The sequence below is a fragment of the Geobacillus proteiniphilus genome, assembly GCF_001908025.1.
Lineage (GTDB): Bacteria > Bacillota > Bacilli > Bacillales > Anoxybacillaceae > Geobacillus > Geobacillus proteiniphilus.
Genome location: NZ_MQMG01000006.1, coordinates 69,952 through 86,414 on the forward strand (window position 1 = coordinate 69,952; position 16,463 = coordinate 86,414).

The 16,463-nt window shown below is 52.0% G+C and carries 12 protein-coding genes and 2 pseudogenes; 6 read left to right on the plus strand and 8 right to left on the minus strand.

Features of this window, described 5'->3' with window-relative positions; translation table 11 throughout:
• The first annotated feature begins 251 nt into the window (after nt 1-251).
• Nucleotides 252-704 carry a C40 family peptidase gene (locus tag BRO54_RS03795; RefSeq protein ID WP_033024683.1) on the plus strand — a complete coding sequence of 151 codons (453 nt, stop codon included), beginning with the start codon at nt 252-254 and terminating at the stop codon, nt 702-704.
• Nucleotides 705-950: 246 nt separating this feature from the next.
• On the opposite strand, the pseudogene BRO54_RS03800 reads toward BRO54_RS03795, so the two are convergent.
• From BRO54_RS03800 to BRO54_RS03815, 4 genes and pseudogenes are all read right to left on the minus strand, one after another.
• Nucleotides 951-1,676, minus strand: a pseudogene (locus BRO54_RS03800) (transposase); the annotation flags it as partial.
• Between the two features lie 171 nt (nt 1,677-1,847).
• Entirely contained in the window at nt 1,848-3,212 is a 1,365-nt protein-coding gene (locus BRO54_RS03805; RefSeq protein ID WP_033024682.1) for a (Fe-S)-binding protein, read from the minus strand.
• On the minus strand, nt 3,209-4,621 hold the full coding sequence (glcD, locus tag BRO54_RS03810; protein WP_033024678.1) for a glycolate oxidase subunit GlcD: 1,413 nt from the start codon (nt 4,619-4,621) through the stop codon (nt 3,209-3,211). The genes BRO54_RS03805 and glcD overlap by 4 nt, the downstream gene beginning before the upstream one ends.
• A 106-nt stretch (nt 4,622-4,727) precedes the next feature.
• Complete coding sequence (locus BRO54_RS03815) at nt 4,728-6,401, minus strand: L-lactate permease (RefSeq protein WP_033024676.1); 1,674 nt, start codon at nt 6,399-6,401, stop codon at nt 4,728-4,730.
• 313 nt (nt 6,402-6,714) lie between these two features.
• On the opposite strand from BRO54_RS03815, the gene BRO54_RS03820 reads away from it, so the two are divergent.
• The 4 genes from BRO54_RS03820 to BRO54_RS03835 all read left to right on the plus strand — a co-directional run bounded on the left by BRO54_RS03820 (nt 6,715) and on the right by BRO54_RS03835 (nt 10,432).
• On the plus strand, nt 6,715-7,440 hold the full coding sequence (locus tag BRO54_RS03820) for a FadR/GntR family transcriptional regulator (protein WP_066234744.1): 726 nt from the start codon (nt 6,715-6,717) through the stop codon (nt 7,438-7,440).
• Nucleotides 7,441-7,547: 107 nt separating this feature from the next.
• Nucleotides 7,548-8,267 (plus strand): (Fe-S)-binding protein, encoded by a 720-nt coding sequence (locus BRO54_RS03825; RefSeq protein WP_047817765.1) that lies wholly within the window; start codon nt 7,548-7,550, stop codon nt 8,265-8,267.
• A 15-nt stretch (nt 8,268-8,282) separates the two neighbouring features.
• The gene (locus tag BRO54_RS03830) at nt 8,283-9,713 is read left to right on the plus strand and encodes a LutB/LldF family L-lactate oxidation iron-sulfur protein (protein WP_074043171.1); all 1,431 of its coding nucleotides are present in this window, start codon (nt 8,283-8,285) and stop codon (nt 9,711-9,713) included.
• On the plus strand, nt 9,710-10,432 hold the full coding sequence (locus tag BRO54_RS03835) for a LutC/YkgG family protein (RefSeq protein WP_074043172.1): 723 nt from the start codon (nt 9,710-9,712) through the stop codon (nt 10,430-10,432). The genes BRO54_RS03830 and BRO54_RS03835 overlap by 4 nt, the downstream gene beginning before the upstream one ends.
• Nucleotides 10,433-10,569: 137 nt before the next feature.
• On the opposite strand, the gene BRO54_RS03840 is transcribed toward BRO54_RS03835, so the two are convergent.
• Both BRO54_RS03840 and BRO54_RS03845 read right to left on the minus strand, forming a co-directional pair.
• On the minus strand, nt 10,570-10,908 hold the full coding sequence (locus BRO54_RS03840) for a hypothetical protein (protein WP_074043173.1): 339 nt from the start codon (nt 10,906-10,908) through the stop codon (nt 10,570-10,572).
• A gap of 279 nt (nt 10,909-11,187) precedes the next feature.
• Nucleotides 11,188-12,243, minus strand: a complete 1,056-nt coding sequence (locus BRO54_RS03845; RefSeq protein ID WP_074043174.1) for an RNA-guided endonuclease TnpB family protein — start codon at nt 12,241-12,243, stop codon at nt 11,188-11,190.
• A gap of 291 nt (nt 12,244-12,534) precedes the next feature.
• On the opposite strand from BRO54_RS03845, the pseudogene BRO54_RS03850 reads away from it, so the two are divergent.
• Nucleotides 12,535-13,701, plus strand: a pseudogene (locus tag BRO54_RS03850) (IS4-like element ISGka3 family transposase); the annotation flags it as partial.
• Nucleotides 13,702-14,437: 736 nt separating this feature from the next.
• Here BRO54_RS03850 and BRO54_RS03855 read toward each other — a convergent pair.
• Both BRO54_RS03855 and BRO54_RS03860 read right to left on the minus strand, forming a co-directional pair.
• Nucleotides 14,438-15,370 (minus strand): D-2-hydroxyacid dehydrogenase, encoded by a 933-nt coding sequence (locus BRO54_RS03855; RefSeq protein WP_074043175.1) that lies wholly within the window; start codon nt 15,368-15,370, stop codon nt 14,438-14,440.
• 23 nt (nt 15,371-15,393) lie between these two features.
• Nucleotides 15,394-16,086, minus strand: coding sequence for a TerC family protein (locus BRO54_RS03860; RefSeq protein WP_176202435.1), 693 nt, complete (start codon nt 16,084-16,086; stop codon nt 15,394-15,396).
• Nucleotides 16,087-16,463: the final 377 nt, after the last annotated feature.

A 16,463-nucleotide genomic window follows, 5' to 3' on the forward strand; every position in this document is an offset into this window, starting at 1 on the left:
GCTTACGACATTCATCTGTCGGTCATAGGACTTGGGTATGAGACACCGTTTCCACGCTTGCGGCCATAAATCCAGGTCGGCCGAAACGAAAATATCTATCTATTGGTATAAGCCTTTAGGACGAGGTGCTATATTTGTAACGGCGCTGTAACATTATTTAATCCAACTGTAAAAAACAAGTCTAGTTTCCTCTGCTATACTCTAGTTAAAAGACGTCGAATCGGAAAAGATTTTGTCGGGGGTTAGGGAAAATGAAAAAATGGTGTTCTCTCCTGTTCGTATCCATGATCGTTCTATTTTCCTCCTTCTTTGTAAGCACTTCCAATTCAGATGCAGCCGCCAACAAAGCACGGCTCATTACCGAAGCGAAAAAGCTGATCGGCACTCCTTACCGATATGGCGGCACGACGCCAAAAGGATTTGACTGCTCCGGATTTGTCTACTATGCCCATAAAAAAGTTGGCGTCACCTTGCCTCGCACCTCTCGAGAAATGTACAAAAAAGGTACATACGTACATAAGTCCCAATTACAGCCGGGGGATTTAGTGTTTTTCGACACTTCTAAACAGACGAAAGGCGTCTCCCACGTAGCTATTTACATCGGCAACAATCAAGTCATCCATGCCGTTTCCCGCGGTGTGAAAATCGACAGCTTAAACAGCAGCTACTGGAAAACGAAATATGTCGGAGCCAAACGGCTGTAACAGCTCCGTCGGAAAAGCTCTCTGTCATATTAAGTCCGCTTAATAGACAGGGGGTTTTTATTATGCAAAAAAAAGCGGCCCTCCCAAACCGGAGAGCCCAATGCTATATTTCATAGGGGATCGGGGGAATACTTGGAAAACGTTACGCTATTATTCATTTCCTCCCTTTTCGTTTTTTATACATGAGATCAAAAAATTTTTATGCACAGCGAATGATTCTAGCAGACTTGACACTCCACACGCCTAAAAGTGGACGATTTGACGGCTGATTTTATGGTTCATATCCTTCATCCAGCGGGACTCTTTATGGCCGATTTTGCGAATCATATGGAGCTTCTTGGCTTTGCCCAATGTTCGCCGCAGAGCCGCATATCGCCTGCGAATGAAGGCGCATTGATTTCCTTTGAAAAACAGCGATTTCGTCCCGACACTAGCCACCGCGATATATCGCAGCCCTAGGTCAACCCCCATCACGTTTGTTTCTTCCCGTTGTTTGGTTTCAAACGTGATGGCGACAGCGAAGTACCATTTCTTTTTCTTTTTGTAGAGCTTGGCTGCCCCTTGTTTGGCGGTTCCATCCAGCAGTCGATTCAGCCATGCTTCTTGATAGGGGCGCGTGACCACAGGCACGCCGATTCGCTTCTCTAATGTTGGGAATGAAACAGTGTAGAACTCTCCCTTTCGTTTGACTTTCCAATTTTGATTGTTGAAGCAACACCACTGTTTGCGAAATTTCTTTGACTTCTGATGTTTCTTTTGAGACTTTACGTCTCGAATGGTCTGGCAGGCAATGGCGGAAGGAAACCGTTGTGACGAAAACTCTTTAAAAATTTTACTCGTCGCTTTATTCAGCTCGGGATGATCCAACAGCCAATTCGCAAATTGGGTGTTGATATCGGACATCCGCTCATACATCTCTTGCTTGGCTTTGGTTGGCTTGTGGAGTTCCAATTTCAAGGTGATGGTGGGCATCATTTCACCTCCTCCCTTTTATAATACTCCAATGCTCGCTTTCATCCCAACTTGAAAGAGCTGGGTTTTCCCGCTCGCATTTTATAATGGAAAAGGTGTCCCACTGCTTTCGGGACACCTTCTTTTTTGCTTCAAACAACCGACATTCGGCGAAAACGCCAGACTGCCGCGTTATGACGTTTTCCGAATTCGCTCTTCCTCCTTCGCCGCCTGTGCTCCTTCGACCGCTTCGAGCAACAAATCGACAATATGGACCGCACGGACTTTTCCTGTCCATCCCACCCTCTCGATGCCAAGCTTCATTTGCAGCAAACATCCCGGATTGGCAGTGACGATCGTCGTTGCATTCGTTTGTTTCGCCATTTCCATCTTATAGTCCAAAATTTGCATCGACATCTCCGGCTCGACGAGATTGTAAATGCCGGCTGAGCCGCAACAGCGGTCGGCGTCTTTCATTTCGCGGAACTCGATCCCTTCAATCGCCCGCAACAGCCGGCGCGGAGCGGACACCGTTTTCATCACGTTGCGCAAATGACACGAATCTTGATACGTAACCGTTTGCGGAGCGACGCGAAGCGGCCGTTGATCGAAGCCAAGTTCCACGAGCACTTCCGAGATGTCTTTGATCTTCGCCGCAAACGCCGCGGCCCGTTCACACCATTGCGGATCATTCTTGAGCAGGTGGCCGTATTCAAGCAAAAATGCCCCGCAACCGCCGGCGTTCGTCACAATGTAATCGACGTCCAACTGTTCAAACGCGGCGATATTCCGTTTCGCCAGCTCTTTCGCCATCGCTTTTTCCCCGCCATGCCCGTGCAGCGCCCCGCAGCACCCTTGCGACGGCGGGATGATGACTTCACAGCCCGCCAGCTGCAACAGGCGAAGCGTCGCATCGTTTGTCGCCATAAACATCGTATCCATCAAGCAACCGGCAAAAAAGGCAACCCGTTTTTTCACCGTGCCGTCCGGGCCGAGACGGTGCGGGCGCTCTTTCATTTCTTTCGCCGTCGGCACGTCCGGCAAAACGCGCTCCATTTGTCGGAACGATGCCGGCAACAGACGGAGTAAACCAATTTTGCGGACAAACGTCCGCAGCCCGGAGCGCTGGTACCATCCAAGCAGCGCCGTAGCTTTGCGCATCCGCTCTTGATGCGGAAACAATCCGGCAAAGACAAGCTTGCGGATCAGGCGGACCGGAAGCGGCATTTTTTTATGCTGGGCAATAATATCGCGCGCCTCTTCCAAAAGATGGCCGTAGCGGACGCCGGACGGACAGACTGGTTCGCACGCCCGGCAGCCTAAACATAAGTTGAGCGCCCGTTCCACTTCCTCGTCCGGTTCAATCAAGCCGTCCACGACCGCTTTCATCAACGCAATCCGCCCGCGCGGCGATTGGGCTTCCTGCCGCCCAGATTCGATATACGTCGGGCAGGATGGCAAGCAAAAGCCACAGCGCATGCAGTTCATCAGCTCATCTTCATCCATCCGCTCTTGAAACGCTTTTTGAATGAGCGCTTGTTCGGTCTTCGATGTCATCGTGTCACCACCACCCGTTTTCTCGTGCTTTTGGCGAACACTTTGCCCGGATTCATAATGTTGTTTGGGTCGAGCGCCTGTTTGATCGCTTTCATAGCGGCAATGCCGGCCGGGCCGAGCTTCCATTCCAAATACGGCGCTTTCATCGCCCCGACGCCGTGCTCGCCGGTAATCGTGCCGCCGAGTTCAATCGCTTTGGAAAAAATTTCTTCAAACGCTTTTTCCACGCGCTCCATCTCATCACGATCGCGAGCATCTGTCGGACACGTCGGATGCAAGTTGCCGTCGCCGGCATGGCCGAACGTGCAAATTTTCACTTGATACTTCGCGGCAATCTCATTGATGGCTTTTACCATCTTGGCAATTTCCGAACGCGGCACGGTTGCATCTTCCAAAATCGTTGTCGGCTTCAAGCGCGCCAACGCCGACAGCGCGGATCGTCTGGCCGTCCGCAGCGCTTCCGCCTCTTCTTCTGAGCGAGCGAGCTGGACAGACACAGCCTGTTCTGAACGGCAAATATCGGCCATCTTTTTCATGTCGCGCTCGACAACTTCCTTCGGTCCGTCCTGCTCAATCAGCAAAACCGCTTTCACATCGGTCGGCAAGCCGATGCGGGCGTAGTCTTCAACCACCTCCAACGTTGGTTGATCCAAAAACTCCAGCGTCGCCGGAATGATTTTGTTCGCGATGATTTTCGACACCGAACGGGCGGCAGCCTCCAAATCTTGATAAAGAGCAAGCATCGTCTGCTTTGTCTCCGGCATTGGGATGAGCTTTAGCGTCGCTTCGGTGATGATGCCGAGCGTCCCTTCCGATCCGACAAACAGGCGGGTCAAATCGTAGCCGGCGACGTCTTTCGCCAGCTTGCCGCCAGTGCGGATCACATCACCGTTCGCTAGGACGACCTCAAGCCCAAGCACATAATCGCGCGTCACACCATATTTCAATCCGCGCAAGCCACCAGAATTTTCATTAATGTTGCCGCCAATCGTCGAAATTTTCATCGAGCTCGGATCCGGCGGATAAAACAGCCCTTTTTCCTCAACAGCTTTCATCAAGTCAAGCGTCACAACCCCCGGCTGAACGGTCGCAGTCAAGTTTTCCTCATCAATTTCTAAAATGCGGTTCATATGTTTAAACAGAAGGACAACGCCGCCCTCAACCGGACAGGTGCCGGCGCAAAGATTCGTCCCTGAGCCGCGCGGCACGATCGGGATCCGGTATTCATTGCAAATTTTCGCGATCTCCGCCACCTCTTGCGTATTTCGCGGCGCGATGACCGCGTCAGGCAGCGATTGAAACTGCGGCGTCGCGTCATACGAATAAACGAGACGCCCGGCCTTCGTGTCATCGTAGTTCTCCGCTCCGACCACTTCGATCAGCCGTTTCTTTGCCTCATTTGGAATCAATCGTCTCACCCTTTCTGAAATTGTTTGCCTCCGCGCAGAGCGGAAAAGGGGCCGGGCTTGGCGCCTTGTTTCCACCCGCACCAAGCCTCGTCCCCCTTTGTGGCCGTTATGGAATCATCCACGACAATACCGTCGATTGCAAGTAAACGAGAATGCCAATCAAGATGATTAAGAACACGCTATGTTTGACCGTGAAGCGGAACAAGTCGGATTCTTTGCCGGTCAAACCGACGGCCGCACAGGCGACGGCGATCGATTGCGGCGAAATCATTTTCCCGACAACGCCGCCTGATGAGTTGGCTGCCAACGCCAGCACCGGATCCATGCCAATCGATGTCGCCGTCACTTTTTGCAAGTTGCCAAACAACAAGTTCGACGACGTGTCGGAACCGGTGATAAACACGCCAAGCCAGCCTAAAATCGGCGAGAAGAACGGGAACAACGGGCCTGTTTTGGCCAACGCCATCCCAAGCGTCGTGCTCATGCCCGACGAGTTGGCGATATAGGCAAAGCCGACAACCGAAGCGATCGTGATGATCGGGAATTTCAATTCGTTAAGCGTTTCTACAAACGTACGCGCCCAATCTTTCCACGAGATGCCGATGATGAACTTTGTGACGACCGCCGCCAGCAAAATCGCCGTCCCAGCCGCGCCGAGCAGCTCAAGCTTATACACCGCAGCGATTGGCTGGCCGCTTGGGTTCAAAATTTGGTTGTTGAGCCCCGGCACAGGCGGCATAAACGTCAAGTGGACGCCGATAGCGTTGACCAACTTCAACAAGCCGTTTGTCCCTTCATAATGGCCGGTGAGCGCCGCCTTCACTTGCGGGATGCCCCACAGCGAGATCAACGCCGTCAGCACGAGAAACGGCGACCAAGCGCGGAATACTTCCCCGCCGCGTTGTGTCGCGCGAGCAACTTGCACAGCGGCCGCCACTTCCGACTCTGTTGCAAAGCGGAATGTGCTTTTCGGCTTCCAATATTTCAAAAAGACAGCCAACGCGACGATCGAAACGAGCGAGGACAAAATGTCCGGCAGCTCCGGCCCTAAAAAGTTCGAGGTCAAATATTGCGTCAGCGCGAACGAAACACCGGAAACGATAATGGCCGGCAACACTTCCACCGTCTTTTTCCACCCGGCCATAATGAGCACGAGATAGAACGGGATGAACACTGATAAAAACGGCAGTTGCCGCCCGACCATTTTTGAGATTTCCATCGCCGGCACGCCAGTCGGCCCTTCCATCGAGATGATCGGAATCCCGACCGCCCCGAACGCCACCGGCGCTGTGTTGGCGATCAAGCAAATGCCCGCGGCATACAGCGGGTTAAACCCCAACCCGGCAAGAAGCGCCGCTGAAATCGCCACCGGCGCGCCAAACCCAGCTGCCCCTTCCAAAAAGGCGCCAAACGAAAAGGCAATCAGCAACGCTTGCAGCCGGCGGTCTTCGGTGAGCGAGACGACCGAATTGCGGATAATGTCAAAGTGGCCTGTTTTCACCGTCAGCTTGTATAAAAAGACAGAGGTGATGATGATCCAGCCGATCGGCAACAATCCGTACACCGCGCCTTGCGTCACCGACATAACCGCTTTTCCAGCAGGCATTCTGTAAGCGATTACAGCCAACACAACAGCAAGCAATAACGTCGTCAACCCAGCGATGTGCCCTTTCATCCGCTTGACAGCCAGCGCCCAAAAGAAATACAAAATCGGAATGAGTGCAACAATGGCCGATAACCAAAGCTGGTCGGCTACTGGCGTAAAGTCCTGCTTCCACATGCAGTTTTCTCCTCCCCTTTGTGCCTGACTTAGCGGCGTTTGCAAACTATCGCCCGTTCATCTTTGTGCTTCACTCTTCCAGTCATCAGATGACCGGATAAGAAACGCCGTCTGTATCACATTATAAAAGCGTTTTCTGCAAAATACAATAGGTGTTTTTAATTTTTCAAACCTTCTGTTTTATTGACCCCCTTTTCAAATAAACAAAAAAGCGCTTGTCTCCCCTGGTTGGCTGTATCATAATTAACAGTGCGGGCATATCCATTCCCTGAAACCGGGAATCTATTTTTATTCGAGTGTCGAGGTGGAACCATTGGCGTTTAAACGAATCAAAACGAAAAAAATCTATGAAGAAGTGGCCGAAGCGATTTTTGATATGATCAAAAACGGCGAGCTGAAACCCGGCGATAAACTTGATTCCGTCCAACAGCTCGCTGAGCAATTTCAAGTTGGGCGCGCCGCCATTCGCGAGGCGCTCACTGCCTTGAAAGCAATGGGGTTGATCGAACTGCGGCAAGGCGAAGGGACGTACGTGCGTGAGTTCGATCCAACGATGATGACGTTTCCGTTGTCAATGGCTGTCTTAATGAACAAAGAAGATATTTGGCATTTGCTTGAAGTGCGCAAGCTGCTTGAGGCGGGCGCCGCCTCGCTTGCAGCTGCCAAGCGGACAGAGCGCGACCTTGAGGCGATGGCGAAGGCGCTCAAACAAATGAAAGAAGGCATCGGCAGCGGTGAGCTCGGTGAAAAAGCTGATTTGGCCTTTCATATGGCCATCGCCGCGGCGTCGCAAAATCCGATGCTTACAAGCATCATGAACAGCGTTTCCGGCATGATCGTTGAAACAATGCGGGAAACGCGCCGCATTTGGCTGTTTTCCAAACAGACAACGACTGAAAAGCTGCTCGCCGAGCACCAAGCGATCTTCGAAGCCATTCGCGAACAAAATCCAGATGCCGCCCGGGCGCGCATGCTTGAACATTTGACCAATGTCGAAAACGTGTTGCGTCGCTACGTTCGCACTCAGCAGCCAAACTGAGTGCGTTTTTTGCAAAAAAGAGCTACGAATCTGAAAAAATCGTTTATAATAGACATATAGTCATCAGATGACCCGCTCATCTAATGGGAAAAACAGGAGGGAAACGAATGAAAGTGTCATTGTTCGTCACTTGCCTCATCGATCTTTTTTATACGAACGCCGGCAAAGCGACCGTTGAACTGCTCGAACGGCTCGGCTGCGAGGTTGATTTCCCGGAGGCGCAAACGTGCTGTGGACAGCCGGCGTATAACAGCGGTTATGTCAAAGAGGCGAAAGAGGCAATGAAACAGATGATGCGCGCGTTCGCCGATGCCGACTACATCGTTGCCCCGTCCGGTTCGTGCGCGGCGATGCTGAAAGAGTATCCGCACATTTTCCAGGGCGACCCGGAATGGGAAGACAAAGCGAACCGGCTGGCGGCAAAAACGTACGAGCTGACGCAATTTCTCGTTGACGTGCTCAAAGTCGAGGATGTCGGCGCCTCTCTCCACGGGCGGGCAACATACCATACATCCTGTCATATGACAAGGCTTCTTGGCGTCAAAGACGCGCCGTTCCGGCTGTTGGAACATGTCAAAGGGCTTGAGCTCGTTCCGCTGCCTAACGCCCATCAATGCTGCGGATTTGGCGGCACATTTTCCGTCAAAATGGGGCCGATTTCCGAACAAATGGTTGATGAAAAAATCGAGCATATCGAAGAAGTGGAAGCCGACTATTTAATCGGCGCTGACTGCGGCTGTTTAATGAACATCGGTGGACGCATCGGGCGGCTCGGCAAGCCGATCCGCGTCATGCATATTGCCGAAGTGTTGAATGCGCGCAACTAAAGGAGGGAAGCGAACATGCCGATGAAAATCGAAAACGGGCCGTTTTGGAAACGGGTCGGAGAAAACTTGGACAACGACTTTATGCGCGGGGCGGTCGCCGGCATGCAAGACCGCGGCTATGTGCGGCGGCTTGGCGTCATCGAAGAGCTCGGCCATTGGGAGGAGTGGCGCTCGCTTGCCGAACAAATTCGAAAACATACGCTTGAAAACTTGGACTATTATTTAATGCAACTCAGTGAAAACGTTGCCAAACGGGGCGGCCACGTCTTTTTCGCCCGGACGGCCGAAGAGGCGAACGACTATATCCGCCGCATCGCTTTGGAAAAACAAGCGAAAAAAATCGTTAAATCGAAATCAATGGTCACGGAAGAAATCAACTTAAACCCGGTGCTGGAATCCATCGGCTGCCAAGTGATCGAAACGGACCTTGGCGAATACATTTTGCAAATCGATGACCATGACCCACCGTCGCATATCGTCGGTCCGGCGTTGCATAAAAACAAAGAGCAAATTCGCGACGTCTTCCGCCGCAAGCTCGGCTATACGAAGTCGTCCGATCCGGTTGAACTCGCCCGCCATGCCCGCGAGATGCTGCGGCGCGACTATTTGACAGCCGACATCGGCATTACCGGCTGCAACTTCGCCATCGCCGAATCGGGCTCGATTACGCTCGTTACGAACGAAGGCAACGCCGACTTGGTGACAGCGCTGCCGAAAACGCAAATTACGGTCATGGGGATGGAGCGGATCGTTCCGACGTTTGAGGAGATGGAAGTGCTCGTCAGCATGTTGACGCGCAGCGCCGTCGGACAAAAATTGACGAGCTACATCACCGTTCTCACCGGTCCGCGTGACGAAGGCGACGCTGACGGGCCGGAAGAGTTCCATCTCGTCATTGTCGACAACGGGCGCTCATCGATTTTAGGCACGGAGTTCCAGCCGGTGTTGCAATGCATCCGCTGCGCGGCCTGCGTCAACGTCTGCCCGGTGTACCGCCACATCGGCGGCCATTCGTATGGCTCGATTTACTCCGGCCCGATCGGAGCCGTGTTGTCGCCGCTGTTGGGCGGCTATGACGATTACAAAGAGCTCCCGTACGCATCCTCACTTTGCGCCGCCTGTACGGAAGCGTGCCCGGTGAAAATCCCGCTTCACGAGCTGCTCATCAAACATCGCCAAATCATCGTTGAGCGCGAAGGAAAGGCGCCGGCCGCAGAAAAATTGGCGATGAAGGCGTTCCGTCTCGGAACGGCCTCGCCATCGTTATACCGATTTGGCACGAAGCTCGCTCCAGGCGCCTTCGCTTCGTTCGTTAAGGACGGGCGCATCACGAAAGGCCCCGGCCCACTCAAAGCGTGGACGGAAAGCCGCGAATTTCCGGCGCCAAGCAAAGAGCGGTTCCGCGATTGGTTCCGCGACCGCCAAAAAGGAGGAAACCCGTCATGACGCGTGGTGCTATTCACAACCGTGACGCGTTTTTAGAAAACATCGCCCATCGCCTCGGGAGAGCTCCCCGCCTGTCCGGCGTCTCCCGGCCGCAATGGAGCGCTCAGCCGCAATGGAAGGTCTTGGCTGGCTATAGCCAAGACGACTTGTTGGCAGTGCTTCGCGAACAATGTAAACTGATTCATACTGATTACATCGAGACGACAAACGCCGGACTTGCTGGGGTGCTCAAGCAACAAGTCACGGCTTATGGCGGCGGCCCGGTCATCGTGCCGGATGATCCACGCTTTGCCGAATATGGGCTGTCAGCCTTGCTGCGAGACGAATGGCCCGCGGAGCGAACAGCCATCCATATATGGAATCCGGCGCTTGGACGCCAAAACATTGACGCCGCCGAACAGGCGAACGTCGGCATCGCCTTCAGCGACATCACGCTGGCGGAATCAGGGACAGTCGTGTTATTTTCCCGCAATGAACAAGGGCGGGTCATTCACTTTTTGCCGAAAACGTATATCGCCATCGTGCCGAAAAGCACGGTCGTGCCGCGCATGACGCAAGCGGCGGTGATCATTCGCAAGCAAATTGAAAAAGGCGTTCTTGTTCCGTCATGCATCAACTTCATCACCGGCCCGAGCAACTCCGCCGACATTGAAATGAACTTGGTCGTCGGCGTCCACGGCCCGATGAAAGCGGCGTATATCGTCGTCACCGACCGCTGATCAAAACGAAACGGTGCCCCTTCTCCGATCATAGGGCACCGTTTTTTCTTCAATATTGCCGGCTCACATCGACCGCATTGGCGAGCGGTTCGCCCGTTTCGATGCGGCGAAAGGGGTTCAACGGTTTGACGTCTTGATCAATTCGGGCGGAACGGACTGACGGATACTTTCGTATAATTTTTCACATCCGCAACGACTAGCAAAATTTGTCTCCCATTCTTCTCATAAACGAAAGCTGACCCCCACCTGTCAACTTGAGTCCATTGACGTTTCTCCAATTCGTCAAGATAATAGTCAGCCACTTCCTCCGCCGAAGAAGACGCAACAACAAACTCCACCCGTTCATCCACCGAACGAATGTCACTCGCTTGTGGATGCAGCGGGATGTCTTGATACCCTGGCACAGTCTGTTGCTGCTGACATCCTGAAAAAAAAGCAATTACAAGGATTAAAACCAACGGGATGCCTATGCGCACTTCATCCTCCTCCGCTCCCACAGCTTAAGCAGAATCTTAGCTTTGAAATGCGTCCATAGCAGACTGGATTGTTGCTGGATTATCTATCATCGCACTCCTTAGTTAGTTCACCCAATATTGACACTCCACACGCCTAAAGGGCGTGGGATTCTTGGGTCGTTCGCGTCCTCATCCATTTCTGGTTCGGACAACGCCCAAGTTCAGGGGTGTGCCATCACCCCGTCCCATCGGGTTAAGATGTACCCCGATGGGCGGCGCACCTGTGACCAGTGCACTAGGTTAGGCGGCGAAGCCCAAAATCGCTTTGGCGATGTTGATGGCGCCATTTAAGTCGGCGTGGAGGGTGTATCCGCATTTTTTACACTGAAAGTGGATGCCATTACGATTTCCCTTTTCCCGATGTCCACATTTACACGTTTGGCTCGTGTAGGTCGGCTTCACCCACTCGACCCGAATGCCCGCCATTTCGGCTTTATAGGCAATCATCATTTGCAGTTGATGAAACGCCCAAGAGTGAAGGCTTCGCCCCGCTTCTTTGGCCGATGCTGCCCGCTTTCGAATCCCCGTCAACTCTTCCATCCGAATCACGCCAACACCGTTGGCGAGCGCAAAATGGACAATTTGACGGCTAATTTTGTGGTTGACATCCTTCATCCAACGGGATTCTTTGTTTCCGATTTTTCGCACCGCGCGAAGTTTCTTGGCTTTTTGCCATTTGCGCCGCAAAGCCGCATATCGTCGGCGCACAAAGGCGCATTGGTTCCCTTTGAAAAACAACGATTTCGTTCCCACGCTGGCCACGGCGATATAGCGAAGCCCAAGGTCAACCCCCATCACCTTTGTTTCGTGACGCGGCTTGACTTCAAAGGTGATCGCGATCGCTAAATACCATTTTTTTCTCTTTTTGTACAGCTTGGCGGCCCCTTGTTTGGCGGTTCCATTGATCAGCCGGTTCAGCCATGCTTCTTGATAGGAGCGCGTGACGACCGGCACGCCAATTCGCTTCTCCAGTGTGGGGAAGGAAACCGTGTAGAACGCTCCTTTCTTTTCCACCTTCACGTTTTGATTGTTAAAGCAACACCAGAATGTTCGAAACTTCTTTGTTTTCTGGTTTTTCTTTTGGGACTTCACTTCTCGAATCGTCTGATTCACGACGGCAGAAGGAAACCGCTGCGATGAAAATTCTTTAAATCGTTTGCTCGTCGCTTGATTCAGCTCGGGATGATTCAACAGCCAATTCGCAAACGCGGTATTCACTTCTGTCATCCGTTCGTACATGTCTTGTTTGACTTTCGTTGGGTTGTGCAGCTCCAGCCTTAGCGTGATCGTCGGCATGGATTCACCTCCTTGTGGCGATTACAGGATACCATTTTTTTCAGAATCATTCAATATTAAGAAAACGGCTCGCTTTCATGGAGCTGACCCAAAAGGCCGTCTGTCTTCAGGATAGGCACAAAATATAGTACAGAAGAAGCAGTCAGTGCGTATATATAGAGACGAAAGAGGGTGTCCCGATCCTTTTGGGACACCCTCCATAGCCATCAAGTTAAGAAAACAGGAATAAATATATGCCTGATTTGACCATCCTTTTGAAGACCTCATAATGTCTTAGAAAGGGTGGTTTTTTTGAAGACGTCCTTATCTCTCCAAGAAGAATGGCATTGTTTTTTAGACGGATTAAGAAGCGTGTTATCGTGCGAAGAACTTGAACATATGGCCCGAGATCATCAATTTATTCAACGAAAGGGGAAGTCACGCGCCCATGATTTCGTGGCACTTTGCACATTTCTCCAGGAAGGAGGCGGTCAAAAATCATTGGTGCAGCTTTGCAGTGCTCTAGCTCTCAAGCAAAACACCTCTCTGAGTGCGGAAGGGCTCAATCAACGGTTTAATGAAAAAGCGGTGAGTTTCCTCAAAGCGGTGTTTGAAAAACTGCTCATTCATCAGACTCAGGAGGCCCGTCGCTTATGTCCAAGACATTCGCTGTTTCTCCGGATTCGCATTCTCGATTCCACGTCGTTTCAACTGCCTCCTGAAATCCAGGGGATTTACGAGGGATGTACGGGGCCTGGGGTGAAAATTCAGCTAGAATATGAATGGCTAGAAGGGAAGGTTCTCCATGTGGACGTCGAAGATGCCCGTCATCACGACGCCGCCTACGGAGCGTCCCTTCTATCGACCATCCAAGAGGGAGACCTTTGTTTGAAAGACTTAGGCTATTTTTCGCTTGAGGGATTGCAAGCCATTCATGACGCCGGAGCCTTTTATATTTCACGGCTCAAACACAATGTAGGGATTTACCAAAAAGAAGGGGACCGATTTCGAAAATGGGAACCAGAGGATTTCCTTGCGGTGCTGCAACCGGGAGAAACCATGGAACTGGAACATGCGTATGTCAGTGGAAAGAAAGTTCATCAACCGCGGCTCATTGTGTATCGGCTGACAGAAGAACAGGAGCGACAGAAGGAAGGACAATGGAAACAGAAGGCGAAACAAAAAGGGGCCGCGTACGTGACGCGACGCCCCCACCCAATATATGTATATATCACCAATATTCCAGCGATTTATACCTCTTTGCACGAAATTCATACGCTGTATTCTCTTCGCTGGCAGATTGAGGTGGTATTTAAGACATGGAAATCCCTGTTTCACATTCATCGATTCAAACCGATGAAAGGGGCTCGCTTTCAGTGCCACCTGTATGGAACATTGATTGCCTTATTGATCAGCTCCACTGTCATGTTTAAAATGCGGGAATGGCTCTATCGAAAACAGAAAAAGGAATTGAGCGAATCCAATTCAGTTGAGAAACACACCGCAGAGCCATCCTAATCTCGTGGATTACCTCCTCTTTTTAATGACAGCTGTATAGTAGCTAGATCAATGACAATGAGTTAAACCTGCTGGATTCCTAGTTAAGAAAGTTGGGTTCCGTGGTCATTGCGGAGTCGCAAAGGGATGTGGAAACAAGTTGCGTTTTCAGCAGATCATCACAATTGATTATGATGTGAGAAAGTTGAACTCAAATGGCAATAAAACTCGTGAACTACCGTTCGAACCTTAGAAAGACGGATTGAAAGAAGAAGCGAAACACTCCAGCTTGCAAGGACGGCCACTGCCAACGCCAGCCACTCGCCCTTGCTTTTCGCCTTCCCTACTTTCCAATCCATGGATTCTTTAATATTGTTATCATAACAAAACTGAATTTACCAAATCAACTGTATTTTCCGCAATGGGACAGATTTTTTTCAATGTTCCCCTTTTTGCCAACACCGGCGACTCGATTCGCTTGTTTTATGAGACAAAGGCCAACAACATCACAGCCGAATATACGTGGGACGCACCGGGCCGCCCGCTCCCCCTGATCAGCGAAAGATTGTGGAAGGTTTGGGCATGGACGAAAGCATTGACATTGAATGTCACAAGGAGGGAAGAGCGATGGCCAAAAAAGAGCTGTCATCGCTCGTTGTGCTGGTCAAAAAGTTACTAAAAAAGCCTTTGTGACGCGGTTAAGACGCGAAATGCCGGTTCAATACCGCCGGCTGACATCCACCACATTGTCAAGCGGCTCCCCGGTTTCGATGCGGCGGAGCGTGTCTAAAACGCTATGGGCGGCGGCATCCGCTGATGTCAGCGCCGCGATATGCGGGGTGATGATGACATTCGGATGAACCCAAAGCGGCGAGTGCGGCGGCAACGGCTCTTCTTCGAACACATCGAGCACCGCTAGGCGGACATTTCGGTTTTCCAGCGCGCCGACAAGCGCCGTCTCATCAACCGTCGCCCCACGCCCAACATTGATAAAGCCCGCATTGTGCAAGCAGGCAAAAAACGTCTCGTCAAAGAGATGATGCGTTTCCTCTGTCAGCGGAAGGACAGCGATCACCCAATCGGCGCGAGCAAGCGCTTCACCCGCCTCTTCATGGCGGTAAACAGCCGAAAACGGCGGCGTTTCTCGGCCGCTTCGCGATACGCCGATCGGCGAAACGCCGAACAGACGAAGCGTTTCCGCGATGCGCCGGCCGATCTCACCCGTCCCATAAATGACAATCCGCTGTTCACCAAGCCGTTTCGGAGCGAGCGGCTTCCACTGCCGCTGTTCTTGATACCATGCATAAACGTCATGGCATTGGGCGTCGCGCAGCAAATAGCTCAAACAATATTCGCTGACCTGCTCGCTGAACGGGCCGATCGTCCGCGTCAGCAGCACGTCCGGCTTCCATTCCCGTTTCCACAAAAACGCGTCAACGCCAGCGCCGAGCGAATGCACCCAACGGAGCGATGCAAGCGAAAACGGCCCGGCCGGACGAAAGCCAACATACGCGTCCGCCCAAGCGAAATCATCCGCCTTCAGTTCGGCCTCAGCGACAAAGCGAAACTCTTTATCCGGCCGCTTGTCCGGAAGAAGGGCGGCAAGCTCGGCATAAAGCCTTCCCGTCACGAGAATGCGTTGGATGTTCATGGCATCACACCACCCCCAACCGCTCAAATAAGCGTCCCTTCTTCACGCTCGGCCTTTTTATTCGTGATATAGCCGGCAGACACGACAAAAATCGTCACACCGGCGGCAACCGCGTAGACGAACGGGCCATACGACAAGTGAAGCCAATGCAGCACCCCTTCATCCCCCGCCATCATCTTTCCGGCCGTCCACGCCAAAATGCCCGAACCAACGTACGCAATCCAACGATGTTTTTCCATGATGTGGACGATCGCTTTCGATCCGAACACCATGATCGGAATGCTGATCGCTACCCCGAGCGCCAGCATGCCAAGATGCCCTTCCGCCGCACCAGCGACGGCGACGACATTGTCCAAGCTCATGACCGCATCGGCGATCATAATCGTCATAATCGCCTTCAACAACCGGTCTGCCGATCTTACGTTTGCTTCCTCTTCCCGCTCAACGAGCACTTTATAGGCGATCCATACGAGCAGCAAGCCGCCCGCAAAGTGAATAAACGGGATTTGGAGCAAAAAGACGATGACAACCGCAAACAAAATGCGCAGCAGCACCGCCCCCGCCGTTCCCCAAACGATCGCTTTGTTTCGCTGGTCTTTCGGCAGCCGGCGCGTCGCCATGGCAATGACGACCGCATTATCGCCCGACAAAATGATATCAATCGCAATAATCTTCCATAACGCCAACAGCGCCGCGGCAGAAATCGTCAATGGCATGCCCACCCTTTCCCCTTGTCTCTCTTCTTCATCTTACTGCAAATTCGATTGGGGGACAACTATGGAATAGACTGTCCATGCTCTCGTCCTAACCAATATGAGGAACGTTCACTGCACCGTCCGAACTCCGTAGAAAACGTTAAGGAAGCAAACCATCTTCACTGATGACTGCTTCCCTATCTCTATATACATGCTCATTGAAAAATGAACATTTGCCTTCTCCTTCAACTAACTTCCTCCCCCCATGGCTCAGCTTGTAGATTGAGCCCACAGGATCTTTGAAGGAAGTGCTGCAGCGCTTAGGGTGTGCAGGATAACGGAGAGGTTAACTCTTCATGTTGCATGTATACAGCGAAACGATCAAGGTCTATATAACT